Source organism: Bradyrhizobium sp. 613_E4_N2_2, assembly GCF_052075995.1.
GTDB lineage: Bacteria > Pseudomonadota > Alphaproteobacteria > Rhizobiales > Xanthobacteraceae > Bradyrhizobium > Bradyrhizobium barranii.
The window spans coordinates 8858332-8874247 of sequence record NZ_CP197234.1 but is presented as its reverse complement, the minus strand read 5'-3'; the positions used below and the strand labels follow the sequence as shown (position 1 = coordinate 8874247).

General features: G+C 65.2%; 12 protein-coding genes. 10 read left to right on the top strand and 2 right to left on the bottom strand.

The genetic code is table 11. The annotated features are described in order from the left end of the window. Positions 1-45: 45 nt before the first annotated feature. The 4 genes from AB7290_RS42135 (at position 46) to AB7290_RS42120 (ending at position 4483) form a co-directional block, all read left to right on the top strand. Positions 46-555, top strand: coding sequence for an OsmC family protein (locus AB7290_RS42135; protein WP_028149375.1), 510 nt, complete (start codon positions 46-48; stop codon positions 553-555). Between the two features lie 178 nt (positions 556-733). Beyond that, a complete protein-coding gene (locus AB7290_RS42130; protein WP_085404058.1) occupies positions 734-1549 on the top strand; it encodes a hypothetical protein in 816 nt (271 codons plus the stop codon). A gap of 104 nt (positions 1550-1653) precedes the next feature. After that, positions 1654-2367, top strand: a complete 714-nt coding sequence (locus tag AB7290_RS42125) for a GrlR family regulatory protein (RefSeq protein WP_441254483.1) — start codon at positions 1654-1656, stop codon at positions 2365-2367. 439 nt (positions 2368-2806) lie between these two features. Beyond that, on the top strand, positions 2807-4483 hold the full coding sequence (locus AB7290_RS42120; RefSeq protein WP_094184378.1) for a methyl-accepting chemotaxis protein: 1677 nt from the start codon (positions 2807-2809) through the stop codon (positions 4481-4483). 122 nt (positions 4484-4605) lie between these two features. Here the strand turns inward: AB7290_RS42120 and mutS are convergent, their stop codons facing one another. Next, entirely contained in the window at positions 4606-7344 is a 2739-nt protein-coding gene (gene mutS, locus AB7290_RS42115; RefSeq protein WP_085404055.1) for a DNA mismatch repair protein MutS, read from the bottom strand. Positions 7345-7560: 216 nt separating this feature from the next. Here mutS and pcaF point away from each other — a divergent pair, with 216 nt between their 5' ends. The 6 genes from pcaF (at position 7561) to AB7290_RS42085 (ending at position 14224) form a co-directional block, all read left to right on the top strand. Next, positions 7561-8769: a 3-oxoadipyl-CoA thiolase gene (gene pcaF / locus AB7290_RS42110; protein WP_085404054.1), complete on the top strand. Its 1209-nt coding sequence runs from the start codon at positions 7561-7563 to the stop codon at positions 8767-8769. A 56-nt stretch (positions 8770-8825) separates the two neighbouring features. After that, complete coding sequence (locus AB7290_RS42105; RefSeq protein ID WP_085404053.1) at positions 8826-9719, top strand: dioxygenase family protein; 894 nt, start codon at positions 8826-8828, stop codon at positions 9717-9719. Between the two features lie 119 nt (positions 9720-9838). After that, positions 9839-10540 carry a protocatechuate 3,4-dioxygenase subunit beta gene (gene pcaH / locus AB7290_RS42100; protein ID WP_071909017.1) on the top strand — a complete coding sequence of 234 codons (702 nt, stop codon included), beginning with the start codon at positions 9839-9841 and terminating at the stop codon, positions 10538-10540. Beyond that, on the top strand, positions 10541-11131 hold the full coding sequence (gene pcaG, locus AB7290_RS42095) for a protocatechuate 3,4-dioxygenase subunit alpha (protein WP_085404052.1): 591 nt from the start codon (positions 10541-10543) through the stop codon (positions 11129-11131). A gap of 264 nt (positions 11132-11395) precedes the next feature. Next, on the top strand, positions 11396-13087 hold the full coding sequence (locus AB7290_RS42090) for a methyl-accepting chemotaxis protein (RefSeq protein ID WP_135215600.1): 1692 nt from the start codon (positions 11396-11398) through the stop codon (positions 13085-13087). Between the two features lie 48 nt (positions 13088-13135). Next, positions 13136-14224: a phosphotransferase gene (locus AB7290_RS42085; RefSeq protein ID WP_085404050.1), complete on the top strand. Its 1089-nt coding sequence runs from the start codon at positions 13136-13138 to the stop codon at positions 14222-14224. Between the two features lie 131 nt (positions 14225-14355). Here the strand turns inward: AB7290_RS42085 and AB7290_RS42080 are convergent, their stop codons facing one another. Next, positions 14356-15912 carry an MDR family MFS transporter gene (locus tag AB7290_RS42080; protein ID WP_085404049.1) on the bottom strand — a complete coding sequence of 519 codons (1557 nt, stop codon included), beginning with the start codon at positions 15910-15912 and terminating at the stop codon, positions 14356-14358. Positions 15913-15916 lie beyond the last annotated feature (4 nt).

The following is a 15916-nucleotide window of genomic DNA, read 5'->3' as shown; positions in this document are numbered from 1 at the left end:
TCTGAGCCGGTACATCGAGGGACGATTTTTCCGGGAGAGAACAAGATGGACGCCGCAGCACTGCGCCAGATGCAGGCCCCGATCAAGGAACGCTACAAGACCGATCCCAAGACCGCGATGATCACGCTGAAGGCCAAGGGCTCGACCGACAGCGAAGGCATCGCCTGCAAGGTCGAGACCGGCCGCGCCATCGCGATGGCGGGCCTGCATCCGGCCACCGGCGGCTCCGGCCTCGAGCTCTGCTCCGGCGACATGCTGCTGGAAGCGCTGGTTGCCTGTGCCGGCGTCACGCTGAAATCGGTCGCGACCGCCATCGAGATCCCGCTCAAGACCGGCAATGTCTATGCCGAGGGCGATCTCGATTTCCGCGGCACGCTCGGCGTCGACAAGGAGACTCCGGTCGGCTTCGCCGAGATCCGCCTGCGCTTCGAGGTCGACACCGACGCGCCGCAGGACAAGCTTGATCTGCTCCTGAAACTCACCGAGCGCTATTGCGTGGTCTACCAGACCATCAAGAACGGCCCGAAGGTTTCGGTGTCGATGCAGCGGATGTGACTTCCTGACCCTCCCCTTGAGGGGGAGGGTCGATCGCGCGCAGCGCGAGCGGGGTGGGGTGATCTCTCCACTCGGGCGCCGTATCCGTCGAGAGACTGTCACCCGACCCCGTCTCATATTTCGCTACGCTCCATATGAGCCGACCCTCCCCCTCAAGGGCAGGGTAAGAAGCAAAAAAATGCCCCCCGAGCTCCACTTCATCATCCTCCTCGTCCTGCGCATGGCGATCGCCGCGGCGTTCGTCGTGTCCGCGTCGTTCATTGCCGAGCGCACCGGTCCGGTGATCGGCGGACTGGTGGCGACCTTGCCGATCTCGGCCGGTCCTTCCTACGTCTTCCTCGCGCTCGACCATGATGCCGCCTTCATCGCGCAAGGCGCGCTGTCGAGCCTTCCGGTCAACGCGGCGACGATCGTCCTTGGGCTCACCTATGTCGTGCTGGCGCAGCGGAACAATCTGCTGGTGAGCGCGGGCAGCGCGGTCGCGGTGTGGATCGTGCTGGCCTCCATCATCCGCCTGTTCGACTGGACGTTGACCGCCGGGCTCGCCGTCAACCTGGTCGCCTTCGGCATCTGCATTCCGCTGCTCGCACGATACCGCCATGTGAAGATGCCGCTGGTGACGCGTCGCTGGTACGACATTCCATTCCGCGCCTCGCTGGTCGCGACGCTGGTTGCGATCGTGGTCTCGACCTCGGGATGGGTCGGCCCGCGGGTGAGCGGCGTCATCGCACTCTACCCGATCGTGTTCACCAGCATGATGGTGATCCTGCATCCGCGCATCGGCGGCCCGCCGACCGCTGCCGTGCTCGCCAACTCCGCCTGGGGCCTGCTCGGCTTCGGTCTGGCAATTGCGGTGCTGCACGTCGCCGTCACGCAGTTCGGCTCGCCGATCGGCTTGAGTTGCGCACTCGCCACCTGCATCGGCTGGAACCTGACGCTGTGGTGGATGGGACGACGGAAGAGGCCGATGCATCAGCCGCGCCGCGCTTCGTAAGGCGAGATACGCTACGCTTGGGACCTCAACCCTGCGTCAGGATAGTTAGTTACCCGGGCTGGCAGACCCGCTAAACTGGCAACAGAGCAAGATCGGGGCGTGCGGTGGAGGGATTGTACAAGGTCGAATACGATATCAACGACGGCTCCGGCCGCAGCGTGCTGTACGCCCATGCCGGGAAAATGCTTGGCGGCAACACGGCCTTCGCCCACTTCGGCACCTACGAGATTGTGGAAGGCGAAATCGTCGCCAGGCTCCGGACGAAGCGCCACAGCCGGTCGCCGCAGCACAGGTCGCTGGTCAGTTCCGACGCCGTCACAATCAGCATTCGCGGTCGACCGCAGGGCAAGCTCTACCGCTTCGAGGGAGAAGTGGTCGAGGACGCCTCGGTGTTTCGCGCCGTGATGACGCCGCTCGGCGACGAGGACGTTCCCCCGCCCGGTGCGGTCGGCGAGGGCGGCATCGTCAGCGGACTCTATTCGATCGACATCCGGATGCTGGATGGAATTACCGGTGGCCATACCGGCGTGATGTTGCTGCGCGACGGCCGCATCCTCGGCGGCGATGCCTTCTTCTATTATCTTGGCGCCTATTCTTCGGCGAACGGTCGCTGGAAAGGCGAATTCGTCAATCAGGAACACACGCCGGCGAAGAGCGAGCATCCCTTGTTCGGTGGCTATGAGGTGGGCATCGGCTTCTCCGGCCACTGCGATGACAAGGGCGCCGACATGGAAGCGATCGCGCTCGCCGGCAAGCGCAGCATCCGCCTCGCCGCCACCTTGAAGCTGATCGAGCCGTTTGCCAGGGCGAGCCGCTGACGGCCGCCGGAAGGCGTTGCGTTAATGGGGCAGCATCCTGGACGGTAGTCGCGCGGAAAAGTGCGCGCGGGGCCGCAATCCGTTCATGTCGCGACGTCGCTAAGTATCGATTTGATCGTTGCTAATTCGCGTTTCGGCCGTTTCTTCCGCCGGCCATTTTCGGTTCCATCACTCCGTATTTCTTCGGAGATGGGCTGCCCGATTCCGATAGGTGCATTAATCTAAATTTGGTGCATTCCCCGTAAAGCTACTCGTCGGTTGTCGTTTCCGCGTTTGGGCGGACATGGGCATCAAGGCGGGTCCTCTGTACGCGTGAACGGACCCACATAGTTCACAGCTAGTCATATTCCAACGCTCGGTCTGTCCGAGGGCGTCCGCTCGCCTGTCTTTGAGGCGCGTTGCGCTGCGGCACCATGCGATCCATTCTGGAGATGTTTTGATGTTTGGTCGTAATCCCCATGGAAATGCCCAGGCACAGCTCGACGCCATCGGCCGTTCGCAGGCGACGATCGAATTTGCACTGGATGGCACCATCCTCACCGCGAACGAGAATTTCCTGAAGGCCCTGGGCTATGGGCTGGGGGAGATCAAGGGAAAGCATCACTCCATGTTCGTGCCCGCCGATCAGCGAGGCGGCGCGGCGTACAAGGCGTTCTGGTCCGCGTTGAAGAGCGGCGAGTTCCAGGCCGCGGAGTTCAAGCGGATTGCAAAGGGTGGTCGCGAGATTTGGATCGAGGCGTCGTATAATCCCGTGCTTGACGGCGACGGCAAGCCGATCAAGGTCGTGAAGATCGCGACCGATATCACCGCGAGGAAGATCAATGCCATGACGGAAGCCTCCAAGGTGTCCGCCATCGGCCGCGCCCAGGCCGTCATCGAGTTCAAGCTCGACGGCACTATCGTGACTGCGAACCAGAATTTCTGCCAGGCGCTCGGCTATTCGCTGGCCGAGATCGAGGGCAAGCATCACAGCCTGTTCGTAGGCCCCGCTGAGCGCGACAGCGCGGCCTATCGCGAATTCTGGGCCAGGCTCAACCGCGGTGAATTCCAGGCGGGCGAATACAAACGCATCGGCAAGGGCGGCCGCGAGGTCTGGATCCTCGCCTCTTATAACCCGCTGCTCGACGAGAACGGCAAGCCGTTCGGCGTTGCCAAATTTGCGACCGACGTCACCGCGGAGAAGCTGAAGAACGCCGACCTCGCTGGTCAGATCTCGGCGATCGACAAGGCGCAGGCCGTGATCGAATTCAACATGGACGGCACGATCATCACCGCCAATGCCAATTTTCTCGGCACGCTCGGCTATTCGCTGGCCGAGATCAAGGGCAAGCATCACAGCATGTTCGTCGAGCCATTGGAGCGCGACGGCGCTGCCTATCGCGAGTTCTGGGCCACGCTCAATCGCGGCCAGTACCAGGCGGCTGAATACAAGCGCATCGGCAAGGGCGGCAAGGAGGTCTACATCCAGGCCTCCTACAACCCGATCCTCGATCTCAACGGCAAGCCGTTCAAGGTCGTGAAATACGCCACTGACACCACGCGGCAGGTGCTGGTCCGCATGGGCAATGAGCGCGTCCGCGGCATGATGGAATCGGTCGCCGCAGGCTCGGAGGAGCTGAACGCGTCGGTGCGCGAGATCTCCGAAGCGATGACCAAGTCCCGCGAGACCGCGATGAGCGCGGTGGAGCAGGTTGCCTCTGCCGACGCGCAGGCGCAGCGGCTGACCGAGGCAGCGAAGGCGATGAGCGGCATCATCGAGATGATCAACAGCATTACCAGTCAGATCAACCTGCTCGCGCTCAACGCCACGATCGAATCGGCGCGCGCCGGCGAGGCTGGCCGCGGCTTCGCGGTGGTCGCTTCCGAGGTGAAGAGCCTCGCCAATCAGGCGAGACAGGCGACCGACAAGATCGGCCAGGAGATCGGCAGCCTCAACGGCATCTCCGGCGACGTCGTCAGTGCGCTCGGCTCGATCAAGCAGGCCATCAACAACGTCAGCGAATACGTCACTTCGACAGCCGCTGCCGTCGAGGAGCAGAGCACGGTCACGAACGAGATGTCGACGAGCATGCAGCGCGCCGCCGCGGAAGCTGCTGCGATGGCGGCAAGGGCGTAGCCAAGCGCGCAGAAGTCGTAGGGTGGGCAAAGGCGCGCTCTTCGCGCGCCGTGCCCACCATCTTCCCGCGAATTGGTCGTTGAATGGTGGGCACGCTGCGCTTTGCCCACTCTACGGCATCGTCACTGCTTCGGCAGCTTGGCCTTCAACGCATACAGCGCATCCAGCGCCTCGCGCGGGGACATCTCGTCCGGATGCAGCGCCTTCACCGCGTCCATCAATAGCTCCGCCTCGCTCGGCGGCGCGGCTTCGGCGGCGGCGCGCGAGGGCACCGCGAACAGCGGCAGATCGTCGGCCAGCGCCCGGGCGGTTTGACCGCGGTCCTGGGCTTCCAACTTCGCCAGCACCGATTTGGCGCGCGTGATCACGGCCGGCGGCAGGCCGGCGAGCTTGGCGACCTGGATGCCGTAGGAGCGGTCGGCCGAGCCCGGCAGCACCTCGTGCAGGAACACGACATTGCCCTGCCATTCCTTCACCCGCACCGTCGCGTTGAACATCCGCGGCAGTTTTGCCGAGAGCGCGGTCAGCTCGTGATAATGCGTGGCGAACAGCGTGCGGCAGCGGTTGCTCTCGTGCAGATGCTCGATCGCGGCCCAGGCGATGGAGAGGCCGTCGAACGTCGCGGTGCCGCGGCCGATCTCGTCGAGGATCACGAGCGCGCGCTCGCCGGCCTGGTTCAGGATCGCTGCGGTCTCGACCATCTCCACCATGAAGGTGGAGCGGCCGCGGGCGAGGTCGTCGGCGGCGCCGACGCGCGAGAACAGGCGGTCGATGATGCCGATCCGCGCGCGCGTCGCCGGCACGAAGCTGCCGATCTGCGCCAGCAGCGCGATCAATGCGTTCTGGCGCAGGAAGGTCGATTTACCGGCCATGTTGGGACCGGTCAGCAGCCACAGCTGGCCGGATTTTTGCGCCGGTGTTGGCGAGAGATCGCAGGCATTGGCAATGAATGGCTCGCCATTGCGCTTCAAGGCCTGTTCCACGACGGGATGGCGGCCAGCTTCGATCGCGAAGCCGAGGGAGCCATCGACCTCGGGCCGCACATAATTGTCGTCGACCGCGAGCTTGGCCAGCGAGGTCGCGACGTCGAGCAGCGCAAAGGCATGGGCAGCGGCGCGCAGATCGTCGCTGATATCGAGCGCCTTCGCGGACAGCCGCTCGAAGATCTCGAGCTCGAGCCCGAGCGCGCGGTCGCCGGCATTGGCGATCTTGGCCTCGATCTCGCCGAGCTCCGAGGTGGTGAAGCGCACCTGGCCCGCCAGCGTCTGGCGATGGATGAAGGTCGCATTCAGCGGCGCCGACATCAGCTTGTCGCCGTGTTGCGCGGTGACCTCGACGAAATAGCCGAGCACGTTGTTGTGCCGGATCTTGAGGCCCTTCACACCGGTATGATCGGCGTAGCGCGCCTGCATCGAGGCGACCACAAGACGCGAAGCGTCGCGCAGGTTTCGCGTTTCGTCGAGCGCGGGCTCGTAGCCCTGACGCACGAAGCCGCCGTCGCGCTTGATCAGCGGCAGCTGCTCATCAAGGGCGCTGGCAAATTCGGATGCGAGCTCGCGCGACGGACGCTGCAGGGCCGCCATCACCACCGCGATCTCCTGCGGCGGCTGGTCGAGCTCGGAAAGCCGCGCCAGCACCTGGTCGGCGGCGATGATGCCGTCGCGCAGGCCGGAGAGGTCGCGCGGTCCGCCGCGGCCGACCGAAAGGCGGGCCAGCGCCCGCGACATGTCGGGCGCGCCGCGCAGGATGCTGCGGATGTCTTCACGCGCAGCGGAGTCCGCAACGAAGGCGCTGACGGCATCGAGCCGCCGCGCGATTGCGGGCGCGTCCGTCAGTGGCGCGGCCAGCCGCTGCGCCAGCAGGCGCGAGCCGGCCGAGGTCACGGTGCGGTCGATGGCGTCGAGCAGCGAGCCGCGGCGTTCGCCCGCGAGCGTTCGCGTCAGTTCGAGATTGGCGCGGGTGGCCGGATCGATCGCCATGGTCGCGCCCGAGGCCTCGCGCGCGGGTGGCGACAACGGCGGATGCTTGCCGACCTGGGTGCGGTCGACATAGGTGACGGCGGCGGCTGCGGCGGTCGCTTCGAGCCGCGTCAGTTGCGCCAGCCCGTCCATGGTCGCGACGGCGAAATAATCACACAGGCGTTTTTCCGCGGTGGCGCCATCGAAGACGTCGCGGGTCAGCGGCGTCACCGCCGGCAGCTCGCGCAAGGTCTGTCCGAGCTCGCTGTCATTGTAGAGTGCGTCGGTGACGATCGCCTCGTTCGGATTGATGCGCGCCAGCGTTGCGGCGAGCTCGCCGCTAGAGCATTCCATCACCGTGAATTCGGCGGTCGAGATGTCGATCCAGGCGAGGCCAAAACGGTCGCCGCCACCGGAGGCGCGGGCGCGCGCGATCGCCAGCAGATAATTGTTGGCGCGCGCGTCTAACAGCGTGTCCTCGGTCAGCGTGCCCGGCGTGACCAGCCGCACCACGCCACGGCGTACCACGCTCTTGTTGCCGCGCGCTTTGGCGGCGGCGGGATCCTCGGTCTGCTCGCACACGGCGACCCGGTGGCCGGCGCTGATCAGGCGATGCAGATAATCCTCGGAACGCTCGACCGGCACGCCGCACATCGGGATGTCGGCGCCCTGATGCTTGCCGCGCTTGGTCAAGACGATGCCGAGCGTCTTCGAGGCGATCTCGGCGTCCTCGAAGAACAGCTCGTAGAAGTCGCCCATCCGGTAGAACAGCAGCAGGCCCTGATGCGCCGCCTTGATTTCAAGGTACTGTTCCATCATCGGCGTGACGCGCGCGATGGCTTCCGCCGGCAGCGTGGGCGCTTCGTCAGGGGGCGGCACAGGTATCGGCTGTTGCATTGTCATGGGCGGCGCAACCTACAAAATTTCGCCTCCTGCTCCTACCGGTTTGGCCGGCGAGCGGAGGTTTTCCACGTTGTCCGCACCACGGCATGCATTGGCAGCGTGCGCCCCCCTCGGAACAAGCAAGAAACCGTCAATTGACCTGCCGCGGGCGCCCTCCTAAAACTCCGCGGACATTGAAGAATTTGGGCCGGACCGCGGCATTCAGGGAGAACAACGATGCGTGACGTCTTTATCTGCGATGCCGTGCGGACCCCGATCGGCCGTTTCGGCGGCTCGCTCGCCAAGGTGCGCGCCGACGACCTCGCGGCGGCCCCGATCAAGGCGCTGATGGCCAAGCATCCCAATCTCGACTGGGCACAGGTCGACGAAGTCTTCTTCGGCTGCGCCAACCAGGCCGGCGAGGACAACCGCAACGTCGCGCGCATGGCGCTGCTGCTTGCGGGCCTGCCGGATTCGGTTCCCGGGCAGACCCTGAACCGGCTCTGCGCCTCCGGCCTCGACGCGGTCGGTGCGGCTGGCCGCGCCATCCGTTCCGGCGAGATCGAGCTTGCGATCGCCGGCGGCGTCGAATCCATGACCCGCGCGCCCTTCGTGATGGGCAAGGCGCAGGAAGCCTTCTCGCGCTCCGCCGAGATTTTTGACACCACCATCGGCTGGCGTTTCATCAATCCGCTGTTGAAGGCGCAGTATGGCGTCGACGCCATGCCGGAGACCGGCGAGAACGTCGCCGAGGAATTCCAGGTCTCGCGCGCCGACCAGGACGCCTTCGCGATCCGTTCGCAGCAGCGCGCGGGCGCGGCGATCGCGGCGGGTTATTTCGCCGAGGAGATCACGCCGATCACCGTTCCCGGCGGCAAGGCCGGCCCGATCACCGTGGACAAGGACGAGCATCCGCGCCCGGAGACGACGCTGGAAGGCCTGGCAAAACTGAAGCCGATCGTGCGCAATCCCGGCACCGTGACCGCCGGCAACGCCTCCGGCGTCAATGACGGCGCGGCCGCGATGATCCTGGCTTCTGAAGCCGCCGTGAAGAAGCATGGCCTCACCCCGCGCGCACGCATCCTCGGCCTCGCCTCGGCCGGCGTGCCGCCGCGCATCATGGGCATCGGCCCGGTGCCGGCGACCCGCAAGCTGATGGAACGCCTCGGCAAGAAGATCAGCGATTTCGACCTGATCGAGCTCAACGAGGCCTTCGCCTCGCAAGGCATCGCCTGCATGCGCCAGCTCGGCGTCGCTGACGACGCCGATTTCGTCAATCCGCATGGCGGCGCCATCGCGCTCGGCCATCCCCTCGGCATGAGCGGCGCGCGCCTCGCGCTCACCGCCGTCCACGGCATGGAAAAGCGCGGCGGCAAGCTGGCGCTGGCCACCATGTGCGTCGGCGTCGGCCAGGGCGTTGCCGTTGCGATCGAGAAGCTGAATTAAGCTTTCTCTTCTCCCTCTCCCCGCAAACGGGGAGAGGGCCTTTCGAGGGCCGTGTCATGATCATCGAGCGCGAGCAGGATGTCACGGCCGCCGCACTGGCGGTTATGGAGCGGACGTCCGACCCGCGGATGCGGCAGATCATGGTCTCGCTGGTCAAGCATCTTCACGGCTTCGTCCGCGACGTGCGCCTGACCGAGAAGGAATTCCGCGACGCCACCGCTGTTATCGCCGAACTCGGCAAGCTGACCACCGACACGCACAACGAAGTCGTGCTGATGGCGGGCTCGCTCGGCGTCTCGCCGCTGGTGTGCCTGCTCAACAACGGCGATCAGGGCAATACCGAAACCGATCAGTCGCTGCTCGGCCCGTTCTGGCGGTTGAACTCGCCGCGGGTCGAGAATGGCGGCTCGATCGTCCGCTCGGAAACGCCCGGCGCGCCGCTGTTCGTCAGCGGCCGCGTCGTCGACAGGGACGGCCGTCCCGTCACGGGTGCGGAGGTCGATGTCTGGCACGCCTCGCCGGTCGGTCTCTACGAGAACCAGGACCCCGATCAGGCCGACATGAACCTGCGCGGCAAGTTCACGACCGACCAGGACGGACGCTTCGCCTTCCGCTCGGTGATGATGGTCGGCTACCCCATCCCGACCGACGGCGTGGTCGGCCGCCTCCTGGAGGCGCAGAGCCGGCATCCCTATCGTCCCGCGCATCTGCACGCGCTGATCTTCAAGCCCGGATTCAAGGTGCTGATCTCGCAGGTCTACGACCCCGCCGACCCCCATATCGACAGCGACGTGCAGTTCGGGGTGACGCAGGCACTGATCGGCAAGTTCCAGCGCCACGACACGCCGCATCCGACCGCACGAGACGTCCCGACCCCCTGGTATTCGCTCGACCACACCTACCGGCTGGAGGCCGGTGAGGCCGTGTTACCGCGTCCGCCGATCAAATAGCGTGGCCCTGCCGGGCGCAGGACGCCCGCCAAACCCGCTTCCCTAGATTAGTTATGTTCTATAATGATCGGGGGGAGCGTTGACCGGCTGGAGCAAAATGGCCGGGGAGGAGTTCGCCAATGACATTCATCTATCCCGTCGACAGCAACAAGGCGCATCCGCTGCCGCTGTCGCCCGAATACAAGAGCTCGATCAAGCGCGCGCCGAACAAGCCCTTGATCCCGATGCGCCACACGCTGTCGGAATTGACCGGCCCGGTCTACGGCCACGAGACCGTGCGCGAGGGCGATGCCGATCTCACCACCCAGCATACCGGCGAGCCGATCGGCGAGCGCATCATCGTGCACGGCCATGTGCGCGACGAGGACGGCCGCGGCGTGCCGAACTCGCTGGTCGAGATCTGGCAGGCCAATTCCTGCGGCCGCTACGTCCATGTCCGCGACCAGCATCCGGCGCCGCTCGATCCGAACTTCACCGGCGCGGGCCGCACCGTGAGCGATGCCGCCGGCTACTACCGTTTCGTCACCATCAAGCCTGGCGCCTATCCCTGGGGCAATCACCACAACGCCTGGCGTCCCGCGCATATCCATCTGTCGGTGTTCGGCCATTCCTTCGTAACGCGCCTCGTGACGCAGATGTATTTCCCTGCTGACCCGCTGTTCCCGTTCGACCCGATCTTCAATTCGGTGCCGGACGAGAAGGCGCGGGCGCGGATGGTGTCGTCTTTCGACCTCGAGAACACGCAGCCCGAATGGGCGCTGTGCTACCGCTTTGACATCGTGCTGCGCGGCAAGAACGCCACGCCAATGGAGAACACTTAAGTGCAGGACAACGGTATTACCCCATCGCAGACCGTCGGTCCGTTCTTCAAATACGGCCTGACACCGACCGGCGAATACGCCTGGAACGACGCGTTCACCAACTCGACGCTGACGCCCGACGTCACCGGCGACCGCGTCCGCATCGAAGGCCGCGTGTTCGACGGCGACGGCGTCGTCGTGCCCGACGTCATGCTGGAGATCTGGCAGGCGGATGCGAAGGGCCGCTTCGCCGACCCCCAGGACAAGCGCGCGCTGCCCAATGCCAGCTTCCGCGGCTTTGCCCGCTGCGGCACCGACAAGGACGGCAATTATTCCTTCGACACCGTCAAGCCGGGCGCGGTGCCCGATCCCGACGGAAAGCCACAGGCGCCGCACATCGTCCTTGCGGTGTTCGGTCGCGGCATGCTGCGGCATCTCTACACCCGTATCTATTTCAGCGACGAGGCCGGCAATGTCGCCGATCCCGTGCTGGGACTGGTGCCGGCCGATCGCCGCGCGACGCTGATCGCGACGCGCGAGGCGGGGAAGGCGGTCTATCGGCTCGACCTGCGGCTTCAGGGCGACGACGAGACGGTGTTCTTCGACATGTGAGGCAGCAACGCGTGGCGGCGATATCGACAGCCGCCACGCGTTTCTCATCCAGCGCAACTGAGCTGGTTGCTGCGTTTCATCGGGCCTGAGACGTTTCTGTTCGTGCCCCGAGTCGGTCTCGCTGACGCAAAAACGACCGACTGACGTCCTCTTTTCGTAATTTTCCGGTGCCCGCGGGATACAATTTCCGCGCGAAGCAATCCCGTGTTTACCGCAGTTGTTTAGGGTCCGTTCGGATTTCGACCTGCGCCATTGGATTGTTTCATGAAAATTCGTCTCTCGCTTTCTTCTGCAGTCATTGCATTCGGGATCGTGCTCGCCATCGGCTTTACTGCCGTCGTCTCGACCAGCCTTTACGCCCTGCGCGAGCTCAAGGTCGGCGGTCCGCTTTACTCCGACATCAAGCTCGGCAACGACCTCATCGCGGACATCCTGCCGCCGCCCGAATATGTGATCGAAGCCTATCTCGAGGCCACGCTCGCCATGCGTGAGCCGGACCAGCTGTCGGCCCATGGCGAACGCCTGGTCCAGCTCCGCAAGGATTACGATGAGCGCAAGGCATTCTGGACCACCTCCAACCTCTCCACCGATCTGAAGACGGCGTTGGTGTCGAAATCCGACGCCGAGGTGCAGAAGTTCTGGAAGCTTCTGTCCGACCAGCTCCTGCCAGCCCTCAAAGCCAAGGACGTGGCCGGCGCCGAACGCGCCTATGCGCAGCTCAAGGACGCCTACACCGCGCACCGCGCCGTCATCGACAGCATCGTCGAGAGCGCCAACAAGCAGAATGCCGACATGGAGAAGCTGGCCGCCGAGCGCGACAGCTCGATCCTCTACATTCTCCTCGGCGTCTCCGCAGCCGTCCTGGCCTTCATTGCCGCAGGCCTGCTCGGCGTCGCGCTTGGCGTGGTACGCCCGATCGTGCGCATGACGGACACGATGCAGAAGCTCGCGACCGGCGATCTCGCCGCCGACATCCCCTTCGCGCACCGCCAGGACGAGGTCGGCTCGATGGCGGGTGCGCTCCAGGTGTTCAAGCAGGGGGCGATCGAGAATTCGCGCCTGCGCGAGGAGCAGTTGCGGAAGGAGCAGGAGGCCGCGACGGCCAAGCGCGGTGCCCTGCACCAGATGGCCGAGACCGTCGAGCGCGAGACCGGCCGCTCGGTCGATTCCGCGAGCGTGGCGAGCCAGGGTGTCGAACGGGCCGCCTCCAGCCTGTCCGAGATCGCCCGGTCGCTGTCTGCGGAGTCGCAGGCGGTGGCCTCGGCGTCCACCCAGGCGCTGGGCAGCTCGCAGACGGTCTCGGCCGCGGCCGAAGAACTGAGCGCCTCGATCCGGGACATCGCAACGCAGGTGGCGCGGACCAGCACGGTCACGAAATCGGCGGTCGCGGGCCGCGAGCAGGCGCGTTCGACCATCCAGGCGCTGGCGGGCGCGGTGAAGAAGATTGCGGAGGTCTCCGACCTCATTGGCGGCATCGCCGGCCAGACCAACCTCCTGGCGCTCAATGCCACGATCGAGGCCGCGCGGGCCGGCGAGGCCGGCCGCGGCTTTGCGGTGGTTGCGGCCGAAGTGAAATCGCTGTCCGACCAGACCGCCAAATCCACCGAAGAGATCGGGCGCCTGATCGCCGAGGTGCAGGCCTCGACCCAGGCCGCGGTCGATGCGGTCGAGACGATGGGAGGCCACATCGTCGAGATCGACGGCGTGGCGACCTCGGTCGCGGCGGCGATGGAGGAGCAGGACTCCGCAACGCGGGAGATCGCGCGGTCGATTTCCGAATCGGCATCCGCTGCGAAGGAGGTCTCGGCCAAGATCGCCAATGTCAGCCGCGACGCCGCCTCGGTGGACGAGCGCGCCACGGAGGTGAGGCAGGCGATTGCGGGCATGGCGGCCAATCTGGAATCGCTGCGGTCGGTCGTCGTCCGGACCGTGCGCGACTCGACCGCCGCGGCTTGAGCCGGGCGCCGGGTCTGCAACTGGTGTGTGGGGTCGTGATCGCGCAGTATGGCGCGGGACAGGGGCATCGTGGTCATGACACCTCCACAACTGCCGGCGGTCGTTGAGCCCGCCCAACTGACGGCTGCGCTGCGCAGGGGTGGCGTGCTGGACGCTGGCGCGGTGCGCGAGGTGAAGGTGCTGCATCAGCGTGACACCGTCGTGTCACACATCGTCCGCCTCGGCCTGCGCTATGTCGGGGAATCCGCCGGTGCGCCGCAATCACTGATCCTGAAGACCGCCAATTCCGCGTTTGCGCAGACGCTCGCCAATGCCGGCCGGCACGAGGTGGCGTACTACACGCAGCCTGCGCCGAAGATGCCGCTGGGATTGGTGCCGCGCTGCTTCGACGCGCATTTCGACGAAGAAAGCCTCGCCTGGCACCTGCTGCTCGAGGATCTCACCGACAGCCACGAGGTCGCAACGCAATGGCCGCTGCCGCCGTCACGCGAGCAGGCGATCGCGATCGTCACGACGCTGGCGCGCTGGCATGCGGCCTGGTGGGACCATCCCGATCTCGGCGAGACCGTCGGCAGCTGGGCGAGCACCGAAGACAGCACGCAGCACATGGAGGCGTTTGCAGGTCATTACGACCGCTTTGCCGATTTGCTCGGTGACCGCCTCAGCGAGGAGCGACGCCTCATCTACCGTCGCCTCATCGATCAGTCGGCCCGGCTATCCGAGCGCTATCATTCGCGCCGTCATCTCAGCATCACCCATGGTGATGCCCATAGCTGGAATTTCCTGCTGCCCCGCACCGGTGTCGCCGATACCGCGCGCATCTTCGACTTCGACCTGTGGGGCATCGACGTCCCGACCAACGATCTCGCCTACATGATGGCGATGCAATGGTACCCGGAGCGACGGCAGGCGCTCGAACGCTCGCTGCTCAATTTCTATCATGACACGCTGATCGAAAGCGGCATCACGGGCTACACGCGAGGTGCGCTCGATCGCGACTACCGTTGGTCCGTGCTCTGGCACATCACCAAGCCGGTCTGGCAGTGGAGCATCAACATCCCGCCGGTGATCTGGTGGAACAATCTGGAGCGGGTGATGATGGCGGTCGAGGATTTGGGCTGCGAGGAGTTACTGTAGTAACTCGTGCCGCCTGCTCGCTGTCGTCGCCCGGCTTGACCGGGCGACCCAGTATTCCAGAGACGTTTGTGGGCTTCGGAGAAGCCGCGGCGTACTGGATGCCCCGCCTTCGCGGGGCATGACGCCAGTGGCTACTCCATCACCGCATGTTCCGGCCCCGCGGCCTGCTTGCGCAGCGTGGCCTTGGTCGAGCCGATCAGCAAGGCGAGCGGGATGGTGCAGAGGATGAAGATCATCACCAGCATATAGTCGTGTGCGAAGGCGATGATCTGCGCCTGCACGCTGACCATCCTGTCGGCCATGGCGCGGCCGGCGTCGGTGGAGAGATTGATCATGCCGCTGACGCTGGGCATCTGGAGCGCGTGGTTGAACGGGTTGATGTACTCGGACAGGATCGCGTAGGTCCTCCGCGTTCCCTGCGTCAGTTCGGCGATGACGACGGAGATGCCGACCGAGCTCGCGACGTTGCGCATCAGGGTCAGCATCGCGGTGCCGTCAGTACGCAGCTCGTTCGACAGGGTCAGGAATGCCACCGTCGAGAGCGGCACGAAGACGAGGCCGAAGCCAAAGCCCTGGATGACACTGACGGTGACGATCTCCGGCACCTGGGTCAGGTCGGTCCACCCGGTCATCTGGAACAGCGAGCCCGCGGTCAGCGTCAGGCCGGTGATGATCAGTGTGCGTGCCTCGAAATAACGCATCATGCGGCCAACCAGCATCATGGCGAAGAAGGTGCCGAAGCCGCGGCTCGCCAGCAGCAGGCCGGCGGTGATGATGGGATAGCCGATCACGTTCTGCATGTAGGGCGAGGCCAGCGCCATGGTCGAGAACAGCACGAGCCCCATCACGACCATGAACATGCAGCCGGTGACGAAGTTGCGATCCTTGAACAGCGCGAAGCGGATGAACGGCGACGACGTCGTGAAGGAGTGCGCGAGGAAGAAGTAGAAGGCGACGGCCGAGACGATGAACTCTGCGATGATCTCATTGGATTCGAGCCAGCCCAATTGCTCGCCCCTGTCCAGCGCGAGTTGAAGCGAGCCGATCGCGACCGCCAGCGCGGCGAAACCGAACCAGTCGAATTTGAGGCTGATATCCTTCCGGGTCTCGTCCATGAAGACGATCAGGCCGAGCACGGTGATGGCGCCGAACGGCAGGTTGACGAAGAACACCCAGTGCCAGGAATAGGTCTCGGTCAGCCAGGCGCCGAGCGAGGGGCCCATGATCGGGCCCATCATCACGCCCATGCCCCAGATCGACATCGCCTTGGCGCGTTCCTGGAGCGTGTAATAATCGAGCATGACTGATTGCGACAGCGGCACCAGGGCCGCGCCGAACACGCCTTGCAGCAGACGGAACAGCACCATCTGGTTGATGTCCTGCGCCAAGCCGCACAGCACGGATGCGAAGGTGAAGCCGGCGGCGCAGATGATGAAGATGCGCTTGCGGCCGAAGCGGTTGGCGATCCAGCCGACCGGCGCCGTCATGATCGCGGCGGCGACGATGTAGGACGTCAAGACCCAGTTGATCTGGTCCTGCGAGGCCGACAGTGAGCCCTGCATGTAGGGCAAGGCGACGTTGGCGATGGTGGTGTCCAGCGCCTGCATGATGGTCGCGGTCATGGCGCAGATCGTCACCATGTTCCTGCGCAGGCCGGGGACCATCAGGCTGGCATTGGGGCCGGACATCGGA